The sequence below is a fragment of the Virgibacillus salexigens genome (assembly GCF_014905415.1).
GTDB lineage: Bacteria > Bacillota > Bacilli > Bacillales > Amphibacillaceae > Virgibacillus > Virgibacillus salexigens.
The window spans coordinates 82521-96167 of sequence record NZ_BNEO01000007.1 but is presented as its reverse complement, the minus strand read 5'-3'; the positions used below and the strand labels follow the sequence as shown (position 1 = coordinate 96167).

Sequence of the window (13647 nt, the reverse complement as noted above, 5' to 3'; positions counted from 1 at the left end):
TTTGTTTATGATTAAACACCGTTAATCATTCTTCTTAGCTTCTCCAGAAGTTGCCTTCTGGTTGTTTTATAGAAATAACAGGTTACCTGTTTTTCTTGACATACTGGTTGTTTTGTTCAGTTTTCAAAGAGCAAATAATTGTTTTGTCGTTTTTTGCGACAAGATATAATTTATCATGATTCGAAGTGTTTGTCAATAACTTTTTTTAAGTTATTTAATTAAATACTTCATTGGGTTGTTGCCATGCCTTGTTGACAACAGAAACTAATATAGCATATAAATTTATGGAGATCAATAGGTGAAAATAAAAAAATATAATTTTTCGTCAAAAAATGCTATATGCTTTAATAAGCATAAAAAGTGAATCTCCAAAATTAAAGCACGTTAGGAAATTCACTTTATCCGTTATTGATTTTCGCTACGTTTTGGCATATATTTTATGCATTCACTCTCACTTGCCACCCTACGGAATAGTTGAAATAGAATATTATATCTCTCTTTCATGGCTCTTTTTACCATATGGTCAATACGTTGATCTTCTAAATCCATTAATATTTCTTCTAACTCTCGTCTTAATAGATATTCCATTTCCTTCTGTTCTATCTCATTAATTAATAAGCCAAGCACTACGTTCACCTCGTGTTTTTCTAATCAATTGGGATACTGTTGAAAAATCGTTCTATCAAATGTATTCGCAATAAAACTAAAAATTTGTCGGTTCTTCGCTAACATTTAACTACTATATACTATTCCTTAAAGACCGTTTTTTCATCCATCATCTTTCTACTTTTATATCTTTTTGTTCTTAAATCTCATATAAGCTCATATGCATTTATTAAGGACAAGTTGTATAAAGGAGGGAAAAAGATGCAGCATTTTTATGTATGGAGATTTAATAAATGGAAGCGATGGCTTGTTGTGGTATTATTTGCTTTATTTACAGCTACATTTATTTGGTTTGAAAGAGATGGAAGCTTTTCGGTATTTTCCAATAATCAACCAAGCGCAATGACAAAAGGAAATGCAAATGAAAGTAATATTGCTTTAACCTTTAATATAAGCTGGGGAGAAGATAGAGTTCACGATATATTAAATCAACTTAATGAAAAAAATGTACAAGCTACGTTTTTCGTGAATGGGGAGTGGGCAGAAAGGCATCCAGATATCTTAGAAAAAATCACAGAAGATAAACACGACCTCGGCATTCTTGGTTATCAATATAAGAGTTACTTAGATCAAAATATAGATCAAGTTAAGGCAGATTTAAGAAAAGCAAGGGAAGCATTTGATAAACTAGGCTATGAAGATGTAGATCTTTTGCGGCCACCAAGCGGACATTTTAATAAAGAAGTAATTGAGTTGGCCGAAAATATGGATTATAAGGTGATTCATTGGAATGTCAATACGAATGATTGGAAAAATCCTGGTACAGATACCATCGTAGACACTGTTATGAAATCTACTACGAATGGGGATATCCTGTTACTTCATGCTTCTGATTCCGCAAAACAAACAGCAAATGCATTAAAAACAATCCTTCCTGGTTTGAAAAATAAAGGTTTTTCATTTGTATCCATTACAGAGTTGATTAATCAAGCACATGCTGAACCCAAGCTTGTAGAATAAATTTTCTTATATGAAAACGTCGATAAGAGTATCACTCTTATCGACGTTTATTATCCTTTGCTTGTCTGGATTTTATCTTTCGTTAAAGTGTTTGATGTTGATTTTTTACTCTTATCATCGACACGATTATTGATTCTATGCAATGCTAAAAGCTGATATGTATTGCAAGCTAATAACGGAATAATCATTAACCATGCGTAATCAGTTCCTTCTGTTCGTAACCCCGGTACCCATTCAATCGTTGTTATCACGACCATTAAGAATAAAGCAGGAATAAACGCCTGTTTGTTTGTTTCATTCGCTTTAATCTTTGCCACAATCCAACCATACCCTAAAATTGCCGCCGACATGAGGATATACCAGTATAAAGCAACTTCACCATCTGTAGCTTTATATGGAAAGTAAACTAAATCAAAAACGACAAAAGCAATGAGTAGCACTTGTACTGTTGGCCAAAATGAACGAAACATTCCTAGACCAAATCGATGAATGAATAAATAAGCAAAAAATCCTGTTTGGCTGACGACACTAAACACAAATCCGATACCAATAAAAAATATAACAAGTCCAAAAATCTCCATTAAATCAAACGGATTTAGAAATGCAGCATAATCATCCGCTTTCACAAAAAAGCTAGTAACAAGTCCTGCAATTCCACCAATAAACAACGTTTTGAAAAAGAAATGCACTAATTTTCGACTATTCAAAATAGCTTCCTCCCACTACTATGTAAAATACCATTTATTAACTATCCCTTGATAATGCTTTCCATTGGTATTTTATCACGAAGGGCCTAATTTTTCCTCCTATTAGCGAATAATTTTCTTTATTAGCACGCATATTAAAGGTGAAAAGGAAGGAGGATTTCCGTATGATTCGGTCCATGTATATCACCGTAATGATGTTATCTGTCATCCTAATCGTCAGTGGCTGCAACAATGGAAATGCCTCTGAACAAAAAGGAGATTATGATACAACAAAGAAAATGGTTGTTGATATACTACAAACAGAAGATGGAAAAAAAGCATTACGTGAAATTATGAAAGATGAGGCAATGAAACAAGATCTCATCATGGAATCAGATGTAGTGAAAAACTCCATTAACGAAGCCCTTGTTTCAGAGAAAGGGAAAGAAATGTGGACCACATTATTTCAAGATAATGATTTTGTAAAAGAATATACTAAATCGATGAAAGAAGAACATATCAAACTTATTAAGAATTTAATGAATGATGCAGAATATCAAAAACAAATGCTGGAACTATTACAAAACCCTGAAATAACGGAGCAAATGCTGGAGGTAGTAAAAAGCCAACAGTTCCGTGCTCATTTAGAAGAAACCATACAACAAACATTGGAAACACCAACATTCCAACAAAAAATGCAAGAAACATTGCTGAAAGCTGCTGAAAAGCAAGCAAAACAAAGCGGCGGTAGTGGTGGTAATGGGCAAGGTAATCAAGAGCAGGGTAGTGAAGGCGGCGGCGGAGCCGGTGAATCCAGTGGAGGAGGCTAAAAAAGCGGACGCTCATTGCGTCCGCTTTTGCTTAGTCTACCATTTGGGCTAAAATTTTTGAAGCAATTTTATGGTATGCTTGTCCATTTGGATGATCCTGCTGGTAAATAGATGGAGCAAACTCATCCTCTTCTTCGTAAGGTTGTTGTAAAGGTAATTGGCCGAGTACTTTTGTTTTCAGTACTTCTGCTAGTTTCTGGCCGCCGCCTTTACCAAAGACATATTCTTTCTCTCCAGTGGTTTTGCTTTCAAAATATGCCATATTTTCGATAACACCTAAAATTTCATGCTCCGTTTTTAACGCCATTTGACCGGCGCGTGCCGCAACGAAAGCAGCAGTTGGATGTGGTGTAGTGACAATTACTTCTTTACAAGTTGGAAGTAATTCATGGACATCCATTGCAATATCGCCCGTGCCTGGAGGAAGATCAAGTAATAAGTAATCAAGGTCTCCCCACTCAACTTCTTTAAAGAAACTATTCAACATCTTCCCAAGCATCGGCCCTCTCCAAATAATCGGAGAGTTATCTTCTACAAAGAAACCCATGGAGATGACTTTAACACCAAAACGTTCCACAGGGATAATTTTTTCACCACGAACTTGTGGGCGCTCTTCGACTCCCATCATATCGGGTACACTGAAACCATAAATATCTGCATCAATGATTCCGACTTTTTTACCTAACCGCATTAGGGAGATGGCTAAATTGACAGTAACCGTTGATTTACCAACACCACCTTTACCACTTGATACAGCAATAAAATTGGTATTCGTATTCCCTCCCATCAATGCCGCTTCTTGTTCTTTTTCTGCTGCAGGTTGATATTTTTGTATCATCTCATCGGGTAATTGTTCAAAACGCAACCCTACCGTAGATGCTCCATTTTTCTTTAGAATACCTACAATCTCTTGTTGAAGCTGCATCTGTTCAGCCGTATTGGTTTTAGCAATTGCTATCTTTACACTGACATGTTTCTTTTCTTCTTTAATTGTAATTTCTTTTATACCGTCTGTTTTTTCGAGGGTTATATGTAAAAATGGATCTTTAACAGGATGAAGCAGTTCTATAATCTCTTCTTTTGTAAGCATAATAATTCACCATCCCTTTATCAGCTAATGCTTCTTGTAAATGCATACAACGCTAGTATAACATAAAAAATGAAATTTCTAAGTAATATGCAATAGCTTAAAAGAGGGCACAGTTATTGCTCTTCTTCCTCTTCTGGAATATCTTCGGTTGCATAGCGTAAGATTCCCTCATAAATGCTCGCGGCCATCTGTTGTTGATAATCTCCTGATTTTAACAATTCTCGTTCACGTTCATTTGACAAAAAACCAATCTCGACTAAAGCAGTTGGTATGTTCGCATGTTTTAATAAATAAACACTATTTATTGGAAGCGCAGTACGTGTTGTATTTTCTAAATTACGAATAATCTCAGCTTGTATCATTTTCGCTAAATGTTTGTTCTCATCTTTACCTGGATAGTAAAATGTTTGTGCTCCACTCCAGCGTGTTGAAGATAAGGCATTTAAATGCATGGTAATAAATAAATCAGCTTCTTTATCTTTTATGAATTTCAATCGGTTGCGAATATCCTCCGATTTTCTACGTGCTAATCCTTTCGTTTCTTTTGCAGCCAGATCGGTATCCTCTTCCCGCGTTAAATAAACTAAAGCACCTGATTGCTGTAAGTACTTCTGTAATTTCTTCGACACTTCTAGAGCGATGTCTTTTTCTTGTGTATCATCCTTCCCAACAGCCCCACCATCTGGACCCCCATGCCCAGGATCGATTACAATCGTCTTTCCAGATAAAGGCAAAGAGAATGATGTGCCCACCCAGCTTGACTCATTTTGTTGAATCGGCATTTGAATTAAATATAATAATATCAGTGCACCTATTCCCCACAACATCCATTTATATGCTTGTTTCATCTATCCTCGTCCCCTTTTCCATTCCATATAGCCGTTTTTTACTTCACATTTTCTAGAATAAATAATGCTGTTCTATTCTATGGGACACGCTTTGGAAATATGTCTCAAGTCAGTATTTACCTACCGCTTCTTCGTTTACAAATACCCATTTCGTGGTATATTAAAGAAAAGTCAGTACTCATATAATTTGAGATATTACCTAGAACATAGGTGCTGCATAAAAAGAAAGGATGGAGAATATGGATTGGTTAGGAATTGGAGTTTCGATTATCGGCGTTGCATTATTAATTCTCGTTTTATTATTAATCAGACCATTAAATAAGCTAGCTGCCGTTTTAAGTAATTTACAGAAGAGCACTAAAAATTTACCTAACCAGGTAGAGGACTTAACAAGCCAAGCGAGAAATACATTGAGTGCAGGTAATGATACCCTACAAACTGTGAATAAACAAGTGAAGGAGCTAAGCCCCATTTTCTACATGCTCGGGGATGCGACAAGAGCAGCTAATCATGCTTCCTCATCAATGGCAGATGTCGTAATGAAAGTGAGGGAGGATAAGTCTGAAGGGAATGTATTTACAAGCAGAAATCACTTAGAAGGTTTGTATGGTATGATGACCTTAGTTTACTTTATGATTCAAACAAGCAAAAATCGCAAAACAATAGATATGTCATAATTGCAGCAAAGGATAGTTAGTAAAAGCTGATTATTCTACATATCGTACAAAGAGATGGAAGGCATATACTTATCGTATATGCCTTCCATCTGGCTATTTATAATGATATCTTTTTATTAATATCGGTCTTAAGCTGGTCGATTTTCTTTGCACGAATATGCCCAGCTTCATATAATCTTCGTTCGAAGCGTTTTATTGTTTCAACCAGCGACCTGTTTTCATCTCGTTGATTGCGCCTTTTCACATAACTCTTAGATGCCCAACCAACAGCAATTCCTATAATCGTTCCTGCGGAAATAGAACCGACATTCCTACTTATTATCCTCGCCATTTACTGGTGCCCCTTCATGTTGATTCTTCTTTTGCTGTCTCTTTTTTTGCAACCAATAGTAACCAAGAGCAAACGTGCCATATAAACCACCTGCATTATTCTTATTAGCAACGTCCTTCGTATCTCCCGTTTTGGTTTTCAATGTATCGGTTACGTTTACTAAAGAAGAAGAAAACTTTCGTGTAACATTCCCAACATCACTGACAATATAGAATAACGGACTTAACTGTTTCATTTTATCATTAATATCAGCTAATGTATGATTACTTTCTTTGATCAGCCCGCTAGTTTCACTAAAAATGGAATTCATTTGGTCAGGTAGCTGATTAACCGTCTTCTCCACACCTCTAAGTACCCCTGCTAAATTATTCAACACATGAGCAATAAAAACGGCAATAACCAAACAAGCAATGCCAATTAATAGTACTCCAATTCCTGTTAACATAATTATCCCTCTCTCCTAATATGATTACTTCCTGCGATAGGTGTATTTACTTCTTGCCTTTTATCCCCGTTGGTTGTCCGTTTCTTCCACTTGTTATATAAATACGTAGCAGCCTCCGACCAACGAATTCCTTCAATATAAGGTTTAGTTTTCTCTGCCATTTCAACATCTGTTAGTTTGTCGCTATTTTTTCTGATGGCTTGATTCACATTACTTACAGAATTGCCCATGTTATCAATAGTATCAAACACAGAATCGGTTGCCTTTAGTTTATCGTCTATGTCATCAAGCATTTGATTTGTTTGGTGTAAACTCTCCTTTAATTCCGGAGTTATCTGCTGCATTTCCTGTTCCAATTCTCCTAATGTAATTCCAACTGATCTTAATAATTTTGATACACGATGTAATACAAAGGCTATGTAGATTGCAGTTAAAGCAAAAGCAATAGCAACGATAATGATAGCTATATATAATATTTCTTCCATGAATAACTCCCCCTTTCTATACTTGCATTATACCACTTGTCATTGGGAATAAAACGTTTCAAGCCTTTCAATGATTAAAGCCTCTTTGAGTCGGGTATACCATAACAAACCCTATCCTGGAGGATTAAATATGTCAAAATTAAAAGCGTATACTCGATTATTCCGGTCAAAATTTAAAACGGACAATGTACCTTTGTTATCAGCTGGATTAGCCTATTATTTTCTGTTATCTATCGTCCCGCTATTTTTAGTATGTTTTTCGTTAATACCCTATTTTAATATTAACCCCCATGATGCAGTTACCTTTATTGAAACGGCATTGCCAAATGAACTAGCTACCATTTTAGAAGATAATATTATAAACCTTGTTGAAACACCACATGGTGGTATATTAACAATTGGTATTATTGGGGCTTTATGGTCCGCATCGGCAGCTATGAACGCTTTTATTAAGGCAAGTAATGAAGCTTATGAAATCAAAGAGACAAGAAACGCTGCCTTCATACGTCTAATTGCACTTGGACTAACCTTAAGCATGATTGCTGCATTAGTCATCGCTATTATCGTTCCTGTATTCGGAGATGTTATACTACAATTTTTGGATTCATTACTTGGATTTTCCCTTGGGATGGGAATTTTATTCCAGACTTTACGTTGGTTAATAAGTCTAACCATCTTAACTGGCTTTTTACTTATTTTGTATCGATTTGCACCAAATAAACAGCTTCCTTTTACACATATCTTACCAGGAGCTATTACAGCTAGTATTCTTTGGCAATTTATTTCGTTCGGATTCTCTTTCTATATTAGCAATTTCAGTAACTACTCCGCAACTTATGGTAGCTTAGGTGGAATTATCATTCTTATGATTTGGTTCTTTCTAACGGGTATGATTTTTATGAGTGGTGCCATTATTAATGTTATTTCTCACTCTCGACAATCGAATATATACGATGAAACTACGAATGTTTCATCATTATAACAGAAAGAAATCGGCAATGAACCGATTTCTTTTTACCTTGATACCAACCCAGTAAGGAGTGGTTCGTACCATTTTATTTCCTTAGGGTTTATTGTGCTTCTAAACCCATTACCCCATTTTAACGGTGTAATAAAAGCAGCTTGATTACGAAGTTGACTCTCAGGATTTCCCGCCACCCATTCATTAGGTTGGACACCGGAAGTTATCTCAAGCATTTTATTCATCAAAATCCCTGATTCGATTTGCTGTTCCATAATCTTCCCTTCATTTGTCATTTTCCATACTGTATTTTGATGAACCATCTCTTCAAAAAGGGCAGTCGCTTGCATAGATGACTTCGTTGTAATCACTAGTCTCGTATGATAACCAGGTAACAAATTTGTTTTTTCTGGCAACTGCTGATCAACGTTGTTTTCTTTGTCTACTTCTTTTTCTGGGAGGTCTGTTTGGTTATCCTGGGTATCTCTACCTTCAGTAGGCACGGTTTCATCTGCTGATTCGTCTGATGGTAGTGTAGCTTCTGCTGTTCCACTATCATGACCATCATCTTGTAAGCTTACAATGAACGGATAAATACTAGCATCATTTACAGTAGGTGTATCTTTTGGCTTATCACTTACCTGTTCAATCGTTCCTTGTAAATGAATATCCTTCTCAACTACTTCTATTTCTACGGGCTGACCAGTTTCGATTGCTGCTCGATCTTGTTCAGATAATTCCCCTTCTGCTTGCAGTTCTTGACTTTCGATTATCATAATAGGGTCTTTTAATTCTGGTGAAATGGCAGCTACACTTCCTGAATATGGACTTTCTACTGTGATCGTATCTCCAGTTGATTGAAGTTCTGTTAACTGGTCTTCCATGCTCGTTAATGCAGCATTTTTTTGAGCCAGCTCTTTCTCTTTCTCAACAAGGTATTGCTCCTTCACAATTGCAGCTTGTATTGGGTCTTGCGGAAATTCTACTTGTATTTCTTCTTCGGTAATTTCTAAAGATGGCGGGGCTTCTGTATTCGTCTGCGGAATTTGGACAGCATTCATTTGCGAAATAGCTTGTTGAATTGCTGTTATTTCGCCTTCTAGTTGCGTGATTGCTTGTAGTAACTGCGATTCGGCTTCATAATAATTATCTACTGTATAAGAAAACAGGGGGTCACCGTTAGTTACTTGGTCCCCCTTTTCAACTAAAAACTCAGCAAAACTCCCTGCCTGTTCATCAAAGTACACATAATTCTCATCCACTGCTGTTAAGACTCCTGAAGTATGAAGGTTTTCTTCTAAATCTGTTTGAAAAGCCTTTGACCACTCCGATATATAGGCAATTCGATCAACCTTTTCTTCCTTATCGATATAGACTAGAATAAAGTTCAAACCAATAAATAAGATAACTGCTGCTTGCAGGAAACGCTTTTTATATTTTCGCATTACCCAAACCACCCATTTATGATGTATTGATCAGCAAATGCTAATAAAGCGGCAAGTGCCCAATAAAAAATATGTAATCCGACGATAATTACCCATAGCCATCGCTTTTTTATTTCTGATAAATAACCTATAAACGTAACTTGAAACCAAATTATCCAAATCTGGAACAATGAAATTGCTCCAAAAAAGTAAATAGGATAAGCATGATCGAATAAGTAGGAAGCAATAATACCCAAAGACAATGGGGAAACGTACCAGTCCAAGCCATTAAAAAGGGCAAGGGGAATCCAAATCAACCGCTCCAATAACATAACTAGTAGTACCACTTGTTGCAAGATTACTAGTTTTTGATAAGGGATACCTGTAATAGCATAATAAATCAACGAAGGAATAAATAATATAAAGGCCGCAATTAATAAGGCGTATAGGACCCTTCCTATTAAGAACCAGAACTTCTGTTGTTCATATTCCAGCGGGGTGAGCCCTACAGCGCCATTGGAAAGAAAATTTGTTCCTATTCCCAAATACGCCATCCACGCATATAAGATGACTGCGCTCAATAGAAGTAGACTATTCATTTTCCACAGATTATGTAATTTCTCTGCTTTCTTTATTCGAAATAAATGATCCTCCGTGGAAAAAAGAAATTTAAACACGTTGCTACGATATGTCATCCGCTACATCCCTTTTCTGTATCTCAGTTATCATAATTTCAAATATTTCCTCAATTTTATCGCAGAATCAGATAAAAATCTATTATTTTTGTAAATGATTGCTAATAAGATTCCATATTATTACAACTTTTTAGCAAAAAACGGATTCCTGTCGGATTTTCAGCGAAAAGATGAATGCTTCCAACAATACGTATATTAAAAACGTTCAGGCTCCGAAAAAAATCGAAAACCAGAACGTTATAGTTTATGACTGATTATATCGGACCATTATCATTCCGGGAATCAGACCATTATTATCTTGTTCCCCATTAAAACGAAAACCGAACTTCCTATAAAACTGTTGTGCGTGAATATTATCTGATGTGACACTCAAATAAATATGAGCTGGATAATCATACTGCTTTTCAATAAGCGATAATAGTTTAGGCAATAGTTTTGCTGCATATCCGTTGCCTTGAGCATGCCTATCCACCATAAAACGATCAAGCCAAATATCACCGCTGTCCTTATCCTCTCCATACATCGCATATCCAATTGCTTTATCGTCAACATACAATCCTACGGAATACCATTCTTCCTCAAAGATAGATTGTAATATCGAGAATGAATTGCTTTCGATAAACGCTTCTTGCTCTTGACTAACAGACAGGCAAGCGATCGTCTTCCAATTATCTTTACTCACCTCTCGGATTTGGAGGTTCATTTTTCCACTTCACTTTCGTTGGTAATCATTAAATGATCAAATAACCTTTAATAATAACTTTTTCAATAACGGAGCAAAATGCTCTGGAAGTTCTGAAACACTAGGTACAATAACCCGCTCTTTCCCATAAATATTACGCATTAACTGGTCTTCTGATTCATCTACTGCACCATCAGCAAGAAATATCCCAATTACCTCTATTCCTTTCTTACGAGCTTCAAGTACAGCAAGGTTTGTATCGACTATCCCATTTTGATTATAATTCGCAGCAGCAGGTTCGCCATCTGAAAAAACAAGTAAAAACTTATTCTTTTCACGGCGCTTCTCTAATTCTTCTGTTGCTACCCGAATACTGAATCCATCACGATTGTCTTCCCGGGGTTCCAATTGCATCATTTTCGCCCCCTGAGATTCATAGAAAGAGTCAGAAAACGAGTGAATTCGGTGGACATAATTCGGTTGATAATGCTCCTTCACTTCCATTGCATCTTCCCAAAAACCAACAATGGAATGAGGAATATGGAAGGAGGTTAAAACCTCATGAAATAATACAATCCCACGTTTCGTTTCCTCCATCTTACCTTGCATCGAAGCAGAACAGTCTACTAATAATGTAAATGCGGCATCAAACTCTTTCGATTCTTGGTTTTTTTTATAAAACAGACGTGGTTTTTCATCAAGTACGATTGGTAATAATTTTTTGGATAGTCTACCAACCATCAAATCTTTTCTCGGAGCATTCACCTTATGCTCGATTGTTTTCTTTATCACATTGGATAATTTTCGTTTAAACGGCTCAACCTCAAGCATATACTCGTGATATAAATCCATCTGTTCTTTTGTTGGCGGATCTGCTTCTTTTTCCAGTTTAACAGCATCTTTATTTTCTTCTCCGTATCTATTTTCTCCGCTGCTTCCTTGCTTCGTCTCTTGCTTATCTAGTGATTCTAAATCCGAATAATCATTATTGTTAGTTTGTCCAGACGATCCTTGAATCGTACCCATTGCTTGATCCCCATCTTCGGTTTCCCTGGCTCCATTTCCCAAAACATTTGTTTTTGTACCAACTTCCAGTTCAAATTGGAGAAAGGTTTGCTTCCGATCACTATTTTCATTTTCCCTATGCCATGTAGAGAACTGTTCGTCAATATACTCATTCTTATCCTCATTTAGTTCTTCTTTATCATCATTTGCTAGCTCATCTGTGCGCGTTAACTCATCGAATAGGGTGTTTTTCTCATAATTATCAATATGCATAATTGGAAACACAAAATACTGATGAACAGTATCCTTGTATAATTGTTGTAATTGGGTAACAATAGTTGCCGCAATTTGCGAAATCTGATACGTGTTTCTTGCTTCAAATACGGAATAAATGAGGGTGTTCAACTTTTTTAATTGCTCAAGTTGCTCGTCGGTTGCTCCAGGAAAACTCGGGTCTGGACGATTCGATTGAAGTGTTAAATAAATTAAGCAAAACAATTCATCTAGTGGCAGCCCCCTCGTTACATGAGCAGCTCGCTCATTTTCAAATTTATGCCGATAATAGTTTTTTCGTACTTCAAATAACCGCCGTGTACCAGGTCGTTCTTGTTTAATCGTTTCTTCTAACCGAATATCTTCAAACAAAGCAAATAATTGAGTAGCGAATTTTGGTAATGAAGATTCACCTGCTATCTCCAGAAAGTCTTTCATTGCTGGTATGTTTGCATATCGAAATGACCCAATCGTTCGTAGCAATACATCGGTTTTTAGGCCAGCTGCTTGCATATCTGCTTGAACCGTATCCCATGTCCTACTTGCTGTCACTTTCATGTCGACTAAATCCATATACGACCCAAAACTGTATTCAAACGTTAACTCTGAATTACCTGAGAGTACAGTAGTAAGGTCTTGTAACTGTCGAAATAAATTCGTATCTACTTTCGAATCATGAAAACGATACATACTCATTCTCCTATCTAGAAAAGGGTTTCCGTTAAGTTCAATACAAATTCACGTTCGCGATCTTCATCTAGTTTATCAATGATCGCTCGTTGTATCGCGCGTCTTGCTGGAATAAACGTGCTCAAATCACAAGCATCCAATAAAGCACGAATGGAAGCAGCATCTTCAGCTACCTTGCCTTGGTAGACTGCTTGAATTAAATCACTTGATAATTTAACAAATAAGTCAATGGTTTTTCTGTCTTTTAATTGTGTATTCGTTTCTATTAATTGCTTCAGCTGTTCTCCTTCAATATATGGAATCTCAATTACCACAAACCGATTTTTCAGTGCTTCATTTAATGGGACCGTGCCTACATACCCCTCATTAATTGCTGCAATTACATTAAACCCTTCATTTGCGGTTACAATCTCATTCGTAAATGGATTGGTAATCGTTCTTCGGTAATCAAGCACACCATTAATTAATGGCAACGTCTCTGGTTTGGCCATGTTAATTTCATCAATATATAAGAAGGTGCCATGTTGCATTGCATTAATTACTGGCCCAGGTACAAAGTCAATTACTTGTTTATCTCCCTCATAAGCAAGGGTCTTAAACCCTAATAGACTCTCAGCGTCCAAGTCTACAGAGCAATTAACATTAAACATCGGCTGTTGAAAAAGACTAGAGAGTGTTTCAGCAAATTTTGTCTTTCCTGCTCCAGTTGGTCCTTTTAATAAGATATTCTTTCTCATGCTTAATGCTGTAATCGCATCTATCAATAATTCTTGATTTGGCGGTAGATAGCCGCCATTACGAATTAATTCATTGTAAGAATCTTGATTCCGTTTATACGTACTTACTAATTTTGTAATGTTTTCTGGTATTTCATAGTTCGTAGTCATGCATAAACTCCT

The 13647-nt window shown here is 36.4% G+C and carries 16 protein-coding genes; 4 read left to right on the top strand and 12 right to left on the bottom strand.

All coding sequences use genetic code 11. The annotated features are described in order from the left end of the window. Nucleotides 1–405: 405 nt before the first annotated feature. On the bottom strand, nucleotides 406–627 hold the full coding sequence (locus JKP73_RS20165; RefSeq protein WP_021292641.1) for a hypothetical protein: 222 nt from the start codon (nucleotides 625–627) through the stop codon (nucleotides 406–408). A gap of 240 nt (nucleotides 628–867) precedes the next feature. Between JKP73_RS20165 and pdaB the strand changes: the two genes are divergently transcribed. Then, nucleotides 868–1626, top strand: a complete 759-nt coding sequence (gene pdaB, locus JKP73_RS20160) for a polysaccharide deacetylase family sporulation protein PdaB (protein ID WP_021292642.1) — start codon at nucleotides 868–870, stop codon at nucleotides 1624–1626. Between the two features lie 50 nt (nucleotides 1627–1676). On the opposite strand, the gene JKP73_RS20155 is transcribed toward pdaB, so the two are convergent. Then, complete coding sequence (locus JKP73_RS20155) at nucleotides 1677–2333, bottom strand: KinB-signaling pathway activation protein (protein ID WP_160807623.1); 657 nt, start codon at nucleotides 2331–2333, stop codon at nucleotides 1677–1679. Between the two features lie 164 nt (nucleotides 2334–2497). Between JKP73_RS20155 and gerD the strand changes: the two genes are divergently transcribed. After that, nucleotides 2498–3142 (top strand): spore germination lipoprotein GerD, encoded by a 645-nt coding sequence (gerD, locus tag JKP73_RS20150; protein ID WP_021292644.1) that lies wholly within the window; start codon nucleotides 2498–2500, stop codon nucleotides 3140–3142. Nucleotides 3143–3173: 31 nt separating this feature from the next. Here gerD and salA read toward each other — a convergent pair whose 3' ends face one another. Together salA and cwlD are read right to left on the bottom strand one after the other, a co-directional pair. Continuing rightward, on the bottom strand, nucleotides 3174–4232 hold the full coding sequence (gene salA / locus JKP73_RS20145) for an iron-sulfur carrier protein/transcriptional regulator SalA (RefSeq protein WP_200411734.1): 1059 nt from the start codon (nucleotides 4230–4232) through the stop codon (nucleotides 3174–3176). A 113-nt stretch (nucleotides 4233–4345) separates the two neighbouring features. Then, the gene (gene cwlD / locus JKP73_RS20140; RefSeq protein ID WP_021292646.1) at nucleotides 4346–5080 is read right to left on the bottom strand and encodes an N-acetylmuramoyl-L-alanine amidase CwlD; all 735 of its coding nucleotides are present in this window, start codon (nucleotides 5078–5080) and stop codon (nucleotides 4346–4348) included. 239 nt (nucleotides 5081–5319) lie between these two features. On the opposite strand from cwlD, the gene JKP73_RS20135 reads away from it, so the two are divergent. Beyond that, on the top strand, nucleotides 5320–5757 hold the full coding sequence (locus JKP73_RS20135; RefSeq protein ID WP_160807625.1) for a DUF948 domain-containing protein: 438 nt from the start codon (nucleotides 5320–5322) through the stop codon (nucleotides 5755–5757). A 97-nt stretch (nucleotides 5758–5854) separates the two neighbouring features. Here JKP73_RS20135 and JKP73_RS20130 read toward each other — a convergent pair whose 3' ends face one another. From JKP73_RS20130 to JKP73_RS20120, 3 genes are read right to left on the bottom strand one after another with little or no spacing between them, the layout of a single operon-like run. Then, entirely contained in the window at nucleotides 5855–6088 is a 234-nt protein-coding gene (locus JKP73_RS20130) for a hypothetical protein (protein WP_021292648.1), read from the bottom strand. Continuing rightward, nucleotides 6069–6533: a DUF948 domain-containing protein gene (locus JKP73_RS20125; protein WP_021292649.1), complete on the bottom strand. Its 465-nt coding sequence runs from the start codon at nucleotides 6531–6533 to the stop codon at nucleotides 6069–6071. Before JKP73_RS20125 ends, JKP73_RS20130 begins: the two co-directional genes overlap by 20 nt. A gap of 2 nt (nucleotides 6534–6535) precedes the next feature. After that, on the bottom strand, nucleotides 6536–7018 hold the full coding sequence (locus JKP73_RS20120) for a DUF948 domain-containing protein (protein WP_021292650.1): 483 nt from the start codon (nucleotides 7016–7018) through the stop codon (nucleotides 6536–6538). Between the two features lie 130 nt (nucleotides 7019–7148). Here JKP73_RS20120 and JKP73_RS20115 point away from each other — a divergent pair, with 130 nt between their 5' ends. Further along, complete coding sequence (locus JKP73_RS20115; RefSeq protein WP_160807626.1) at nucleotides 7149–8000, top strand: YihY/virulence factor BrkB family protein; 852 nt, start codon at nucleotides 7149–7151, stop codon at nucleotides 7998–8000. Between the two features lie 32 nt (nucleotides 8001–8032). Here the strand turns inward: JKP73_RS20115 and JKP73_RS20110 are convergent, their stop codons facing one another. The 5 genes from JKP73_RS20110 to JKP73_RS20090 form a co-directional block, all read right to left on the bottom strand. Then, a complete protein-coding gene (locus JKP73_RS20110; RefSeq protein ID WP_160807627.1) occupies nucleotides 8033–9424 on the bottom strand; it encodes an efflux RND transporter periplasmic adaptor subunit in 1392 nt (463 codons plus the stop codon). Next, a complete protein-coding gene (locus JKP73_RS20105) occupies nucleotides 9424–10080 on the bottom strand; it encodes a hypothetical protein (RefSeq protein WP_234447145.1) in 657 nt (218 codons plus the stop codon). Before JKP73_RS20105 ends, JKP73_RS20110 begins: the two co-directional genes overlap by 1 nt. A gap of 262 nt (nucleotides 10081–10342) precedes the next feature. Continuing rightward, nucleotides 10343–10780 (bottom strand): GNAT family N-acetyltransferase, encoded by a 438-nt coding sequence (locus JKP73_RS20100; protein ID WP_234447144.1) that lies wholly within the window; start codon nucleotides 10778–10780, stop codon nucleotides 10343–10345. 57 nt (nucleotides 10781–10837) lie between these two features. After that, nucleotides 10838–12748 carry a vWA domain-containing protein gene (locus JKP73_RS20095; protein WP_021292655.1) on the bottom strand — a complete coding sequence of 637 codons (1911 nt, stop codon included), beginning with the start codon at nucleotides 12746–12748 and terminating at the stop codon, nucleotides 10838–10840. A 14-nt stretch (nucleotides 12749–12762) separates the two neighbouring features. Then, the gene (locus JKP73_RS20090; protein ID WP_021292656.1) at nucleotides 12763–13635 is read right to left on the bottom strand and encodes an ATP-binding protein; all 873 of its coding nucleotides are present in this window, start codon (nucleotides 13633–13635) and stop codon (nucleotides 12763–12765) included. Nucleotides 13636–13647: the final 12 nt, after the last annotated feature.